13 protein-coding genes are annotated in these 12,611 nt (G+C 71.2%); 3 read left to right on the top strand and 10 right to left on the bottom strand.

Annotated features, from left to right (window positions below; translation table 11 throughout):
- Window positions 1–252, top strand: a 252-nt coding sequence (locus LV457_RS18640; RefSeq protein ID WP_374198889.1) for an HNH endonuclease, incomplete at its 5' end; no start/stop codon positions are given.
- Window positions 253–262: 10 nt separating this feature from the next.
- Here LV457_RS18640 and LV457_RS18635 read toward each other — a convergent pair.
- The 10 genes from LV457_RS18635 to LV457_RS18590 form a co-directional block, all read right to left on the bottom strand.
- Entirely contained in the window at window positions 263–1,183 is a 921-nt protein-coding gene (locus LV457_RS18635; RefSeq protein WP_232173014.1) for a TIGR03619 family F420-dependent LLM class oxidoreductase, read from the bottom strand.
- A gap of 40 nt (window positions 1,184–1,223) precedes the next feature.
- The gene (locus LV457_RS18630) at window positions 1,224–1,559 is read right to left on the bottom strand and encodes a hypothetical protein (protein WP_232173013.1); all 336 of its coding nucleotides are present in this window, start codon (window positions 1,557–1,559) and stop codon (window positions 1,224–1,226) included.
- A 68-nt stretch (window positions 1,560–1,627) separates the two neighbouring features.
- Window positions 1,628–2,419: an SDR family oxidoreductase gene (locus LV457_RS18625; RefSeq protein ID WP_232173012.1), complete on the bottom strand. Its 792-nt coding sequence runs from the start codon at window positions 2,417–2,419 to the stop codon at window positions 1,628–1,630.
- 39 nt (window positions 2,420–2,458) lie between these two features.
- On the bottom strand, window positions 2,459–2,956 hold the full coding sequence (locus LV457_RS18620; protein ID WP_232173011.1) for a DUF427 domain-containing protein: 498 nt from the start codon (window positions 2,954–2,956) through the stop codon (window positions 2,459–2,461).
- Window positions 2,953–3,834 carry an oxygenase MpaB family protein gene (locus LV457_RS18615; RefSeq protein WP_232173010.1) on the bottom strand — a complete coding sequence of 294 codons (882 nt, stop codon included), beginning with the start codon at window positions 3,832–3,834 and terminating at the stop codon, window positions 2,953–2,955. The genes LV457_RS18620 and LV457_RS18615 overlap by 4 nt, the downstream gene beginning before the upstream one ends.
- A 29-nt stretch (window positions 3,835–3,863) precedes the next feature.
- Window positions 3,864–6,077 (bottom strand): MMPL family transporter, encoded by a 2,214-nt coding sequence (locus LV457_RS18610; protein ID WP_232173009.1) that lies wholly within the window; start codon window positions 6,075–6,077, stop codon window positions 3,864–3,866.
- Between the two features lie 113 nt (window positions 6,078–6,190).
- Window positions 6,191–7,090: a LysR family transcriptional regulator gene (locus LV457_RS18605; protein ID WP_232173008.1), complete on the bottom strand. Its 900-nt coding sequence runs from the start codon at window positions 7,088–7,090 to the stop codon at window positions 6,191–6,193.
- Window positions 7,091–7,301: 211 nt separating this feature from the next.
- The gene (locus LV457_RS18600) at window positions 7,302–9,236 is read right to left on the bottom strand and encodes an acetoacetate--CoA ligase (RefSeq protein ID WP_232173007.1); all 1,935 of its coding nucleotides are present in this window, start codon (window positions 9,234–9,236) and stop codon (window positions 7,302–7,304) included.
- Window positions 9,233–10,045, bottom strand: a complete 813-nt coding sequence (locus tag LV457_RS18595; protein ID WP_232173006.1) for a CoA ester lyase — start codon at window positions 10,043–10,045, stop codon at window positions 9,233–9,235. The genes LV457_RS18600 and LV457_RS18595 overlap by 4 nt, the downstream gene beginning before the upstream one ends.
- Window positions 10,045–10,557, bottom strand: coding sequence for a MaoC family dehydratase (locus LV457_RS18590; protein WP_232173005.1), 513 nt, complete (start codon window positions 10,555–10,557; stop codon window positions 10,045–10,047). Before LV457_RS18590 ends, LV457_RS18595 begins: the two co-directional genes overlap by 1 nt.
- Window positions 10,558–10,631: 74 nt before the next feature.
- Between LV457_RS18590 and LV457_RS18585 the strand changes: the two genes are divergently transcribed.
- Together LV457_RS18585 and LV457_RS18580 are read left to right on the top strand one after the other, a co-directional pair.
- Window positions 10,632–12,212 carry a methylmalonyl-CoA mutase family protein gene (locus tag LV457_RS18585; RefSeq protein ID WP_232173004.1) on the top strand — a complete coding sequence of 527 codons (1,581 nt, stop codon included), beginning with the start codon at window positions 10,632–10,634 and terminating at the stop codon, window positions 12,210–12,212.
- Window positions 12,213–12,611 carry a cobalamin B12-binding domain-containing protein gene (locus LV457_RS18580; RefSeq protein ID WP_232173003.1) on the top strand — a complete coding sequence of 133 codons (399 nt, stop codon included), beginning with the start codon at window positions 12,213–12,215 and terminating at the stop codon, window positions 12,609–12,611.

Below are 12,611 nucleotides of genomic sequence, written 5' to 3'. Positions count from 1 at the left end.
CTGGACAACCTCGTGCTGCTCTGTCCACATCACCACCGGCTGCACCACCGCGGCCACATCACCATCACCGGACCCGCCACCACCCCGAGCGTCACCGACAGCACCGGCCGACGATTGACCTCGGCATCACTGGCCCGCCCACCCACCGAACCCCCACCCGACGTCCCACCCTGGAACGGGCCATCAGGAGAACGCGCCAACTGGTGGTGGTACGAACCGTTCCAGCCCAACCGACAGACGTCCGCGAACTAGTCGGGCGTCCTCACGGCAGCTTCGGCCGCACCTCTTCGATCACCCACTGCGCGTAGTCGAGGTAGCCCTCGACGCCGGCGACGCGCGGTGCGGGCACCGAGCTGGCGGTCACGCCGAGCTCGGTGAGGCGGCCGAGCCGGTCGACCAGCTCCTCGGCACTGCGCCCGGGCCGCGACACCGGGGAGTCGACGGTCTCGTGGTGAGCGCCGACCCGCGAGGTCGCCAGGCCGTACATGACGTCGAGCGGCCGGCCGTCATAGTCGGGATGGCTCGTGATCCGGTCGAGCTTGGCGGGGAACTCGGCCGGGTCGGTGAGAAACGGCCACCAACCGGAGCCGAACCGCGCGACCCGCCGCAGGGCAGCGTCCGCGTCACCGCCGATCCACACCGGAAGATGCGGCCGCTGCACCGGTTTCGGCTCGAACACGACGTCGCGGAACGACACGTGGTGTCCGTCGAAGGCCGGCGCGTCGCTGGTCCACAGCGTGACCATCGCGGCGAGATATTCGTCGGCCCGCCGGCCCCGCTCGGAGAACGGCACGCCGAGCGCGTCGAACTCGGCGGCCAGCCAACCCACGCCGAAGGTCACCATCATACGGCCCCCGCTGAGCCAGTCGGCGGTCGCGAGCGCCTTCGCGGTCACGACGGGATGCTGCGCAGGCAGGATCGAGACGCACGAGTTCAACGCGATGCGCTTCGTGGCGCCCGCGAGGAACGCCTGTGCGGTAGTCGAGTGCAGCCAGTGCGCTCCGGACGCGCTGGCCTGGTCGGCGGGAATCAGGAAGTGCTCCGGCACGGCGATCATGTCGAAGCCCAGCTCGTCGGCGCGCCGCGCCATCGCCACCACGTCCGCGCCGGTGAGGTGGGCCTCCCACGGCTGCATCAGGGCGGGCATCCGCATGACGCCGGGGAGTGGGAAGGCCAGCTTCATCTGCCCATGGTGATCCGCCGACCGCGCACCCCGCACCCGGTCAGGGCTTGCCGCGGGCCGGCGTCTGGTAGGCGACACCGTGGCGCAGCGGGGTGTTGCCCTGCGCGGCGGTGGACTGGGAGACCGGGGAGGAGCCGGCGCTGCCGCTGACCGGCGGCGTGTTCGCCGGATCGCCGCCCGACGGCTCCGCGCCCTCGTCGAGTTCCTGGTGCCGGGCGGCCAGCATGTCCAGCACGGCGGGACGTCCGGCATGGGCATCCTCGTAGGCGATCAGCGTCAGCAGCTGCGAGCTGTCGAGCGATCGGATCCGGTGCTGCAGGTCACCGACGGACAGCTGGTCGTAGTCCGGCAGCGGCAGGTCGTCAGTCTTCGCCATGGGAAAAGCGATACCCGAGCGGACAGCGCCGAAACGGTCAGTGCGCGAAACGGTCAGTGCCGAATCGGTCAGTGCGCGAAGTACTGGTTCGCCAACCGGGTCAGCCATGCCGGCGAGAACCGCGACGCCAGGGCCAGCGCCTTGGTCTGCGGCCCGACGGGGAAGTGCACCTGGTGGATGGCCTGGCGGACGGTGGGCGGCTCGATCGCCGCGACGATGGCCTGCGCGACGTCCTGGGCGGTGAGTCGAATACCCAGCGACTGCGTGGTGCCGGTCTTGATGCCCTGCAGCATGCCGGTCTGCACGAACAGCGGCCACATGGCGATCACCCGGATGCCGTACTCGCCCCACTCCAGGTCGAGCGCCTCGGTCAGGCCGCGGACGAAGAATTTGGTGGCGCTGTAGTTCGCGAGTTCCTTCTGCCCGTAGATCGCCGACGCCGAGGACATGTTGACCACGACCGAGCGCGGGGTCTTGCGCAGGTACGGGAAGGCCGCGTGCAAGCCGTTGACGACACCCTTGACGTTGATGTCGATCTCCGTCATGTGGGTCTCGACGCCGATCTCCTCGAACCGCCCGGCGCGCAGGATGCCGGCGTTGTTGATCATCACGTCGAGCCGATCCCCGACGGCGGCCGTGAATTCCGCCATGCGCTCGGTAAATTCGTCGAAGTCGGTGACGTCGAGGTGGCCGGCGATCGCAGTACCGCCCCGGGCGGTGATCTCCTCGACGAGGGTCTTGCAGCCCGCCTCGTCGATGTCGTAGGCGCCGACGGTGTAGCCGCGCGCCGCGAGTTGCAGCGCGGTCTCCCGCCCGATGCCGGCGGCTGCTCCGGTGATGAAGACGGCTTTGTCGCTCATGGGAACTGCTCTACCCATTCCGGGTCGATTTCAGCGGCCCTACCAGGCAAGCGTTCCGGGATCACCCTTGAACGGGCCGACGACCGCGCTGGTGATCCAGCCGCCGTAGAACCCGCCGGGCTGCGGCGTCACCTCCTCGCCGTCGACGGTGCAGCGGTCGACGGCGCCGGGCATCACCGCGACCGCCCCGGCGATCGCCGCGAACGCCGGCGTGGGGCTGCGGTACGTCCAGGCGGCCCGCGGCGCCACCCGGGCGGGCGTGACCAGGTCGAAGTAGCTGGCCTGCCCCTTCCACTCGCACAGCGACGCGCCGGCCGTCGGGCGCAGCACACCAGGTGCAAAGGCGGCGGCGGGCAGGTAGTAGGTGGGCGGGTGGCTGGTCTCCAGCACGCGCCAGCCGCGGTCGGTGGACGCGACGACCTGGCCGCCGAGCTCGACGGTCAGCGTCCCGCGGAAATCTTCGAGCCGCGGCGGACGCGGATAGTCCCAGACCGATTCCTGTCCCGGCCCGGGGCGCACGGGTTGTGGACGGCTCACGCGGGCACGCGGTCGTCGGCGTCCGCGGTGAGCGCCCAGCGGATGGTGCCCACCACCGCCCGCCCCGCCCAGGCGATCGCGGTGGCCTCCACCGGCGGCAGATACGGTAGCCGCAGCGGGATGCGCGCCCACGGCGGCAGCATCGCCACGCTCGTCGCCGCGAGCACGCCGTAGGGAGCGCGGGCGGCGAGCGGCAGCGGCGGCGTGATCAGCAGGAAGCGGGCGGCGTCGCGGGCCGCCGCGGTGCTGCGCAGCTCGGGCCGGTACGCCGCGATGCGCGCCCGCAGTTCCCGTTCGGTGCGCGGTGGGTTCGGCACGCCCAGCGCCTCGGCGATGCGGGCGGTGTCGGCCACGTAGCCGTCGCGGCCGTCGCGGTCGAGCGGCTGGGCGCCGTAGCGCTGGTGCGCCAGCAGGAAGCTGTCGATCTCGGCGATGTGCACCCACTCGAGCAGGTGCGGGTCCGACGCTCGGTACGGCCGGCCGTCGGGGGCCACGCCGTGCACGCGGCGGTGGATGCCGCGCACCTTGTCGACGGCGCGCTGCGCGTCGGCGGCCGGGCCGAAGGTGGTCTCGGCCAGGAAGGTGCTGGTGCGCTGCAACCGGCCCCACGGGTCGCCGCGGTAGTCGGAGTGTTCGGCGACGCCGGCCATCGCCAACGGATGCAGTGACTGCAGCAGCAGCGCCCGCAACCCGCCGACGAACATCGATGCGTCGCCGTGCACGCGCCGGATCGGCCGGTCCTCGGTGAACCACCGCGGGCCGGGCGTCTGGTGGATGCGCGTCCGGTTGGCGGGCCCGTCCGGCCCGGCCACCATCCCGAACAGTGCCCGGCCCAGTGCGGCCTGGACGGCGCCGAAGCCGTTGGCGAGAAGCGTCATACCTACGACGGTACGACGCGGCGCGGGGGTCAGCGGCTCTGCGCCACCAGATCCCGGTCGTCGGCCGGCGCGTCGATCTCGGCGCGCATGTTCTTGCCCTCGACGTCGACGTTCGGCAGCACCCGGTCGAGCCAGCGGGGGATGTACCAGGCCCGCTCGGCCAGCAGGGCCATGACGGCGGGGATCACCATCATGCGGACGACGAAGGCGTCGAACAGCACCGCGACGGCCATGGCGAAGCCCATCGACTTGGCCACCGAGTCGGGCGACAGCGTGAATGCGGCGAACACCGAGATCATGATCAGCGCGGCCGACGTCACCACGCGGGCGCTCTGCCGGAACCCCGACACCACCGCCTCGCGGGCATCGGCGCGGCTGCCGTCGCCGAGGACGAAGCGTTCGCGCATCCGCGTCACCAAGAACACCTGGTAGTCCATCGCGAGACCGAACACGATGCCGATGAGGAAGATCGGCAGGAAGCTGATGATCGGTCCGGGGTCGGACACCAGGCCGAACCAGCCGAGCTGGAACACGGCCACCGTGGCGCCGAACGTGGCGCCGATCGACAGCAGGAACCCCAGCGTCGCGGTCAGCGGCACCAAAAGCGACCGGAACACCACCATGAGCACGAGGAACGCCAGCCCCAGCACCAGCGCGAGGTAGGGCACGAGCGCCGACATCAGCGATTCCGACAGGTCAGCGAGGATGGCGGTCTGCCCGGTGATGCCGTACTGCAGCCCGGTGCGCTCCGCGAGGCCCGGTTCGAGCGCCCGGATGCGGTCCACCAGCTCCTGCGTCTCGGGCGCGGTGGGGCCGCTGCGCGGGATGACGCTGATCAGCGCGCCGGTCCCGTCGGCGTTGAGCTGCGCAGGCGTGACGGCCAGGACGTCCGCGTCGCCGCGCACGGCGTCGGTGAGCGCGCGGTAGGCGGCCGGCGGATCGCCCGCGCGGCTCGCGTCCGCGACGATCATCAGCGGGCCGGTGACGCCCTCGCCGAAGCCCTGGCCGATCAGGTCGACGGCCGCCTTCTGGTTGCCCTTCGACAGGTCCATGCCCAGTTCGAGCTTGGTGGCCGGGGCGGCGACGACGCCGAGCGCGACGACGCCCACCAGCAGGACCGGAAGCGGGTGCTTGACGATCACCTTGACCCATCGCAGGCCGGCGCTCGGCTTGAGCTCCGGCTCGCCGATGTGGCGCAGCCGTTCGATGCGCCCGCGGAACGCCCGCGCGCCGAACAGGCCGAGGATCGCCGGCAGCAGGGTCACCGCGGCGAGCACCGCGATCACCACGGCCAGCGCCGCGGTGAAGCCCATGGTGGTGATGAGCGGGATGTTCGTGACCGCCAATGCCAGCAGCGCGATCACGACCGTCAGGCCCGCGAACACCACCGACGATCCGGCGGTGCCCACGGCGCGGCCCGCCGCGAAGGCCCGGTCGTCGGTGTCGGCGAGCTCGGTGCGGTAGCGCGACACGATGAACAGCGCGTAGTCGATGGAGACGGCGATACCGATCATCGACGCGATCATCAGCGCGGAGGTGTCCATGTCGACGAACGCGGTGGCGCCGGTGATCACCGACACCGAGATGCCGACGCCGACGAGGGCGGTGAGGATCGGCAGCACCGCCGCCACGACCGATGCGAACGCGATCACCATCACGATCAGCGCGACACCGAACCCGATGCCCTCGCTCAGCCCGCTGGCGGGCGGCTGGCCGTTGTAGACGGTGCCGGTGGCCTCGGTGGTGAGCCCGCTGTCGCGGCCCTGCTGCAGCACCTTGTCGAAGGCGGCGATCTCGTCCTTGGAGACGTCGACGAACTTCTTGTTCCAGTTGACGGCCAGGTAGGTGATGGTGCGGTCGGGGCTGACCTGCGCGGCCAGCGGCGGGGTGGTGAGCGGGTTGGCGATGGCCTGCGCCGCCACGTCGTGAAGCTGCCGCAGCCCGTTGACCACGGCGTCGACCTTGGCGACGTTCGCGGGATCGTCCAGCGTGGTGCCCGCCGGAGCCTTGATCGCCACCTGCGCCTGCGCCAGCTGGTCCAGATCGCCCTGGCCCGGGAACTTGGCGTCGAGCAGCTCGGTGGCCCGTTCGGATTCCGAACCGGGCAGCGAGAAGTCGGTGTGGAACGGCTTGGCCAGCGTGGTGGTGGCCAGCGCACCGAGCAGCAGCGCCACCCAGACGCCGACGACCAGCGCGCGGTGCAGGTAGGCGAAACGGCCTACCCGATACAGGAAAGTCGCCATGCGGCAGACCCTTTCGAGACGAGGTTGGCCGATTACGAGGTCGGCCGTAGCGTTATCCCGGTCGATCCGGCGGTAAACGCTCCTGACGTCAGAGGTGACCAAGCTCGCAGGCGTCAGCCGGGGGCGATCTCGCTCACGGTGGCGCGCAGCAGCGTCACCGGATCACGGTCGTCTCCGCGTCGCCACGCCAGCGCGAGCTGCGCCGGACCCACGCCGGTGACGGCCCGCACCACCACACCGGGGTAGGTCGCCATCAGCGGCTCGTCCGCCAGGACGAGGGCGATGCCGACACCGTCGGCGACGGCCTGCTGCAGTTCGGCGACGGTGGCGGCCTCGCCGGCGATGCGCATGGCCCGCCCGCCGCGGTGCTCGCGGGCCAGCCAGAAGTCGCGCAACGTCCCGGCGACCGCCGGCATCGCGATGAACGGCTCGTCGAGCAGCTCCTGGAAGGCGATGCTCTCGCGATCGGCCAGCCGGTGGCCGGCGGGCAGGGCCACGCCCCGCGGCCACGAGGCGACGGGCTGCCAGGCGAATCGTCGCTCGTCGGGGATCGGCAGCCACACCAGCGCCGCGTCGATGCCCGAATGCGGGTCGGCCAGCCCGCCGGCCGGATCGGTCGCCGGCACCGTCCGCACCCGCAGGGCCAGGTCGGGTGCCCGGCGTGCCACCGCGGCGGCCACCCGCTCCCACAGCTCGGCGGCGGGCGTCGCGCCGATGCCGACGGTCAGGGTCCGGCTGGCGTCGGGGACCAGCCGGGCGATGGTGCCGGCCGCCGCCTCCCACTCGGCCACGATGGCCCGGGCGTGGGGCAGCAGCGCCGCGCCGAGCTCGGTGAGCTGCACCGTGCGCTGGTTGCGGGCGAACAGCGACGCGCCCAACACGGTCTCCAGCGCCCGCAACTGCTTCGACAGCGCCGGCTGGCTCACGGCCAACGCTTCGGCGGCGCGGGTGAAGTGCAGCTCGTCGGCGACGGCGAGGAAATAGCGCAGATCCCGGATTTGCACGTTCACCATGTCGGGCCGTTCCTCACGTCGTCGTTGGTTCCCGCGTACTACACCAGTGTGCTCCGGTCAGCTCACCACGTCCGCCAACAGCGGGATCGACGTTGCCGCCGAAGAGTACGGCGACGGTTCTGCCCGTGCGGTGCTTCGCCCGGTGTGCCCCGTCGGCCGGTGTCCGATTCCGCTGCGACACATGCCAGCTCACGCGCCGGCCGGACCGCCGCTACCAGCGGTGGTTGCGGCCCTGGTCGCGGTACCAGTCGAGCAGCGACGGGTCGTCGACGGAGCGGGGGTCGACGTTCACGTCGTCGCGCCCGGCGAGCAGCCCGGTCACCGGCACTTCGAGCTTCTTGCCGGTGCGGGTGTGCGGGACGCCGGGTGCCTCGATGATCTCGTCGGGGACGTGGCGCGGCGAAAGCCGTTCGCGGATCCGCTGTTTGATGGTGTCGGCGAGGGCGTCGTCGAGCGTGCTGCCGGGCGGCGTGGTGATGAACAGCGGCATCCAGTAGGCGCCGTCGGGCCCGTCGACGCCGACCACGAACGCCTCGGCGACCTGGTCGATCGCCTCCACCACCTCGTAGATGTCCGCCGATCCCATCCGGATGCCGTGCCGGTTGAGGGTGGCGTCGCTGCGGCCGTGCACCACCAGTGAGCCGCGGTCGGTGACCGTCACCCAGTCGCCGTGCCGCCACACCCCGGGTGCCGGGCCGTCGGCCCACTCGTGCTCGAAATACGCGGCGCGGTACCGGGAACCGTCGTCGTCACGCCAGAAACCGACCGGCATCGACGGCATCGGCGCGGTGATCACCAGCTCGCCGACCTCACCGACCAGCGGGGTGCGGTCCGGCGCCCAGCTGGCCAGCGCGACGCCGAGGTAGCGGGTCGCCAGCTCGCCGGGCCGGTAGGGCACGCCGCGGGTGCCGCCGGCGAAGGCCGTCACCACGTCGGTGCCGCCACTGATGGACGACACCTCGACGTGCTCGCCGACCGCGTCACGCACCCAGTCGAACAGGTCGGCGGCCAGCGGTGACCCGGTGCTGCCGACGGTCTGCAGCCGGCTCAGGTCGTGGGTGGCGCCGGGCGTCAGGCCCGCCTTGCGCGAGGCGAGCAGGTGGCCGGGACTGGTGCCGAAATAGGTCACCCGCTGCTGGGCGACCAGCTGCCAGAGCCGGTCGGCGTCCGGGTACAGGGGATGTCCGCTGTAGCACACCACCGTCGAGCCGAGGAGCAGTCCGGCGAGCCGGAAGTTCCACATCATCCACGACAGCGCGGTGTGCCAGAAGAACACGTCCCCCGGCTCCAGATCACCGTGCAGCGCAGCGGCTTTCAGGTGCTCGAGCACCACGCCGCCGTGACCGTGGACGATGCCCTTGGGGCGGCCGGTGGTGCCGGAGCTGAAGAGCACCCACAGCGGGTGGTCGAACGGCACCGGTTCGACGCGAGGGTCGGCCGGCGCGGCGATGATGTCGGAGTAGCTGTGCGCGGCGGTGGTGTCGTCGCCACCCGGGCCGCCGATGACGATCACCGGCGGCTGCCCGGGAAGCAGCGACCGCAGCTGCGCGGTGTGGGCGCGTTTGTCGATCCAGCGGCCGTTGTGGTGATAGCCCAGGGCGGTGAAGAGCACCTTCGGTTCCAGCTGTGCGAGCCGCGCCGCCGCGCCCTCGGGGGCGTAGTCCTGGCCGCACGCCGACCAGACGGCGCCGAGCGACGCGGTCGCCAGGAACGCGACCATGGCGTCGGCCACGTCGGGGAGGTAGGCGGCGACGGTGTCGCCCGGACCCACGCCGAGGTCACGCAGCGCGGCGGCGACCGCACCGACCTGGCCGGGCAGCTCCCGCCACGAGATCTCGCTGTGCGCGCCGTCCTCGTCGATGCCGACGATGGCCGCACCCGGTTGGTCGGTGTGCCGCAGCACCTGCTGCACATAGTTCAGCCGGATGCCCGGAAACCACTGCGCGCCGGGCATCGTCGAGTCGGCGAGCACGGCGGCGTCACCGTCGGGCAGCGCGGACCCGTCGGCGGTGCGGACGTCGAAGTGCTCCCAGACCGCCCGCCAGAACCGCGCGGGGTGATCGACCGACCACTGCCAGAGCGCGGTGTAGTCGGTGGGGTCGGGAAGCCCGACGGCCGCCGCGAAGCGCTGCCACTGGTAGGTCACGCCGACTCGCTGCGGCTCACGATCCGCTGGGCGCGGCGCAGGATCGGCATGTCGACCATCATGCCGTCGAGCTCGAACACGCCGCGGGCGTTTTCGGCGGCCGCCAGCACCCGCCGCGCCCACGCGACCTGCTGGTCGTCGGGCCGGTAGCCGGCGCGCACCACCGGAACCTGCGACGGGTGGATCGCCACCTTGGCGTCGAAACCGACCGCGACCGACTCCTCGACCTCGGCCCGCAGGCCGTCGAGGTCCTTGATGTCGAGGAACACCGAGTCCAGTGCCAGCCGCCCGTAGGCCTTTGCGGCGAGCAGCGCTGAAGAGCGCACGTGGTGCACCACCTCGCGCAGCGAGCCGTCGGCCCGGCGGTTCGCGGTGCCGCCCAGCGCGGCGAACAGGTCCTCCGAACCCCACATCACGGCGACGGTGTTGTCGCAGCGCGCGCACTCGGCGACGTTGACCGCGCCGAGCGGCGATTCGATGAGCACGACGACGTCCAGCGGTGCGAGATTGCGGACGGCGTCCGGGGTTTCGGTCTTGGCGAGCATCACCGTCGTGTAGTCGGTCTGCCGCAGCGCCTCGAGGTCGCGCGGATAGTCGGCGGTGGTGTTGGCATTGACCCGCACCACGGTGCGCGCCGGGTCCAGCGGGGTGGCCACGAGCGCCTGCCGGGCGGCGTCCTTGTGCTCGGCGGCGACGGCGTCCTCCAGGTCGAGGATCACCACGTCGGCCGCGGCGGCGGCTTTGGCGTAGCGGTCGGGCCGGTCGGCGGGGCAGAACAACCAGCCGGGACCGGCGGACGTGAGCGCCATCAGTCGGTTCCTTCCTCGGGCCGCAACCGCATCATCGTCTTGCGGGTGGCGGTCGCGACGATCACGCCGTCCTGGTTGCGGCCGGTGTGGGTGAAGGTGGCGATGCCCTCGCCCGGGCGGCTGCGCGACTCCCGCTTGTCGGTGACCACCGTCTCGGCGTAGAGCGTGTCGCCGTGGAACAGCGGATGCGGGAAGGCGACGTCGGAGAAACCGAGGTTCCCGACGATGGTGCCCTGCGTCAGCTGGGCGACCGAGAGCCCGACCAGCGTCGACAGCGTGAACATGGAGTTCACCAGCCGGCTGTGGAACGGCGGCTGGGCGTCGGACCAGGCGGCGTCGAGGTGAAGCGCCTGGGTGTTCATGGTGAGCGTGGTGAACAGCACGTTGTCGGCCTCGGTGATCGTGCGGCCCGGGCGGTGCAGATAGCGCACGCCCACCTCGAGCTCGTCGAACCACAGGCCGCGCTGGAGCACGGTGCGGTGAGGCTGTTCTTCGGCTGACTGGTCGGTCATGATCCTCCGTCGCTGCGGGCGTCATCGTACCCGGGTATTGGCATTCTCCATTTGGGGAATTACCGTATCCCCTGATGACCGACCCCGTGACAACGTCCTCCGGCATACCGCTGAACCCCGTGTACACGCCCGCGGACGTCCCCCAAGCACCGCCCGCGCCGGGAGAATTTCCGTTCACCCGCGGCAACTTCGCGTCCGGCTACCGCGGCCGGCTGTGGACCTTCCGGCAGTACTCCGGCTTCGGCACCGCCGAGGAGTCCAACCGCCGCTACCGCTATCTGCTGGAGCAGGGCGGCACCGGCCTCTCGGTGGCGCTGGATCTGCCGACGCAGTGCGGTTACGACTCCGACGACCCCGAGTACGGCGAGGAGGTGGGTCGGGTCGGGGTGGCGGTCGACACCCTCGCGGACGCGGAGATCCTGTTCGACGGCATCCCGCTCGACAAGATCAGCACGAGTTTCACGATCAACGGCACCGCCGCGATCCTGCTGGCGTTCTATGTCGCCGCCGCGGAGAAGGCGGGCGTGCCGCGCGACAAGCTCACCGGCACCATCCAGAACGACATCCTCAAGGAGTACGCCTCTCGCGGGACGTGGATCTGGCCGCCGGAGCCGTCGCTGCGGCTGATCGCCGACACCATCGAGTTCTGCGCCGCCGAGGTGCCCCGCTTCAACGCGATCTCGGTGGCGGGCGCGCACTTCCGCGATGCCGGCGCCAATGCGGTGCAGGAGATGGCGTTCACGCTCGCCGACGGCGTGACCTACTGCGACACCGTCGTCGAGCGCGGGCGGATGACCATCGACACGTTCGCCCCGCAGATCTCGTTCTTCTTCTACACCCACGGCGATTTCTTCGAGGAAATCGCCAAATACCGTGCGGGACGGCGTCGCTGGGCGACCATCGTCCGCGAGCGCTACGGCGCCACCACCGACAAGGCGTCGATGTTCCGGTTCGGCTGCGTCTCGGGCGGGGCCTCGCTGTTCGCGCCGCAGGCGCAGAACAACCTGGTGCGCGTGGCGTATGAGGCGATGGCCTCGGTGCTGGGCGGCGTGCAGTCGATGTTCACGGCCGCCTGGGACGAACCGTTCGCGCTGCCCAGCGAGGAGTCGGCGACGCTCGCACTGCGCACGCAGCAGATCCTGGCCTACGAGACCGGCGTCACGCGCGTCGCCGATCCGCTCGGCGGGTCCTACTTCGTCGAGGCGCTCACCGACGCCACCGAGGCCAGGATCGTCGAGATCATGGCCGACCTCGAGCGCCACGGCGGCATGGTGCGCGCGATCGAGGACGGCTACCTGCAGGGACTCATCGCCGACGAGGCGTTCAAGATCCACAACGAGATCGAATCGGGTGTGCGGCCGGTGGTCGGCGTCAACCGGTTCGTCGCGAAGGACGAACCGCCACCGCAGATCTCGACCTACGAGCTCGACGCCGAGGGCCGCGACCTGCAGTTGAAGCGCCTCGCGCAGGTCAAGGCCGACCGGGATCCCGTCGCGGTGAAAGGCGCGCTGGCCGAGCTGGCGCGGGCAGCCGAGGGGACCGACAACCTGATGCACAAGCTGATCGACTGCGCCACCGCCTACTGCACGGTGGGGGAGATGGTGGCGACGCTCAAGGCGGTCTGGGGCGAATTCTGCCAGCCGGTGGTGTTCTAGTTGTCTCCCATCCGGGTGCTCGTCGCCAAGCCGGGCCTCGACGGCCACGACCGCGGCGCCAAGATCGTGGCGCGCACGTTGCGCGACGCCGGCTTCGAGGTGATCTACACCGGAATCCGGCAGCGGATCGAGGACATCGTGTCGATCGCGCTGCAGGAAGACGTTGCGCTGGTGGGGCTTTCGATCCTCTCCGGGGCGCACGTCGCGCTGACCCGGCGCACCGTGGACGCGCTGCGCGCCGCGGATGCCGGCGACATCGCCGTCGTGGTGGGCGGGACGATCCCGGCCGACGATGTGCCGAAGCTGCTCGACGCCGGTGCGGCCGCGGTGTTCCCGACCGGCACGCCGCTGGAGGACCTGGTGCGCGACGTGCGGGCACTGACCGAGAAGGTGGGCTGA

Origin of the sequence: Mycobacterium sp. MYCO198283, assembly GCF_021213805.1 — a bacterium.
Lineage (GTDB): Bacteria > Actinomycetota > Actinomycetes > Mycobacteriales > Mycobacteriaceae > Mycobacterium.
The sequence above is the reverse complement of the archived record's forward strand: the minus strand, read 5'-3'. Positions and strand labels throughout refer to the sequence as shown.

What these genes read in the sequence shown, in the direction of transcription:
- LV457_RS18635 (WP_232173014.1), bottom strand. Translation starts at nt 1,183, where the DNA reads ATGAAGCTGGCCTTCCCACTCCCCGGCGTCATGCGGATGCCCGCCCTG.
- LV457_RS18630 (WP_232173013.1), bottom strand. Translation starts at nt 1,559, where the DNA reads ATGGCGAAGACTGACGACCTGCCGCTGCCGGACTACGACCAGCTGTCC.
- LV457_RS18625 (WP_232173012.1), bottom strand. Translation starts at nt 2,419, where the DNA reads ATGAGCGACAAAGCCGTCTTCATCACCGGAGCAGCCGCCGGCATCGGG.
- LV457_RS18615 (WP_232173010.1), bottom strand. Translation starts at nt 3,834, where the DNA reads ATGACGCTTCTCGCCAACGGCTTCGGCGCCGTCCAGGCCGCACTGGGC.
- LV457_RS18610 (WP_232173009.1), bottom strand. Translation starts at nt 6,077, where the DNA reads ATGGCGACTTTCCTGTATCGGGTAGGCCGTTTCGCCTACCTGCACCGC.
- LV457_RS18605 (WP_232173008.1), bottom strand. Translation starts at nt 7,090, where the DNA reads ATGGTGAACGTGCAAATCCGGGATCTGCGCTATTTCCTCGCCGTCGCC.
- LV457_RS18595 (WP_232173006.1), bottom strand. Translation starts at nt 10,045, where the DNA reads ATGGCGCTCACGTCCGCCGGTCCCGGCTGGTTGTTCTGCCCCGCCGAC.
- LV457_RS18590 (WP_232173005.1), bottom strand. Translation starts at nt 10,557, where the DNA reads ATGACCGACCAGTCAGCCGAAGAACAGCCTCACCGCACCGTGCTCCAG.
- LV457_RS18585 (WP_232173004.1), top strand. Translation starts at nt 10,632, where the DNA reads ATGACCGACCCCGTGACAACGTCCTCCGGCATACCGCTGAACCCCGTG.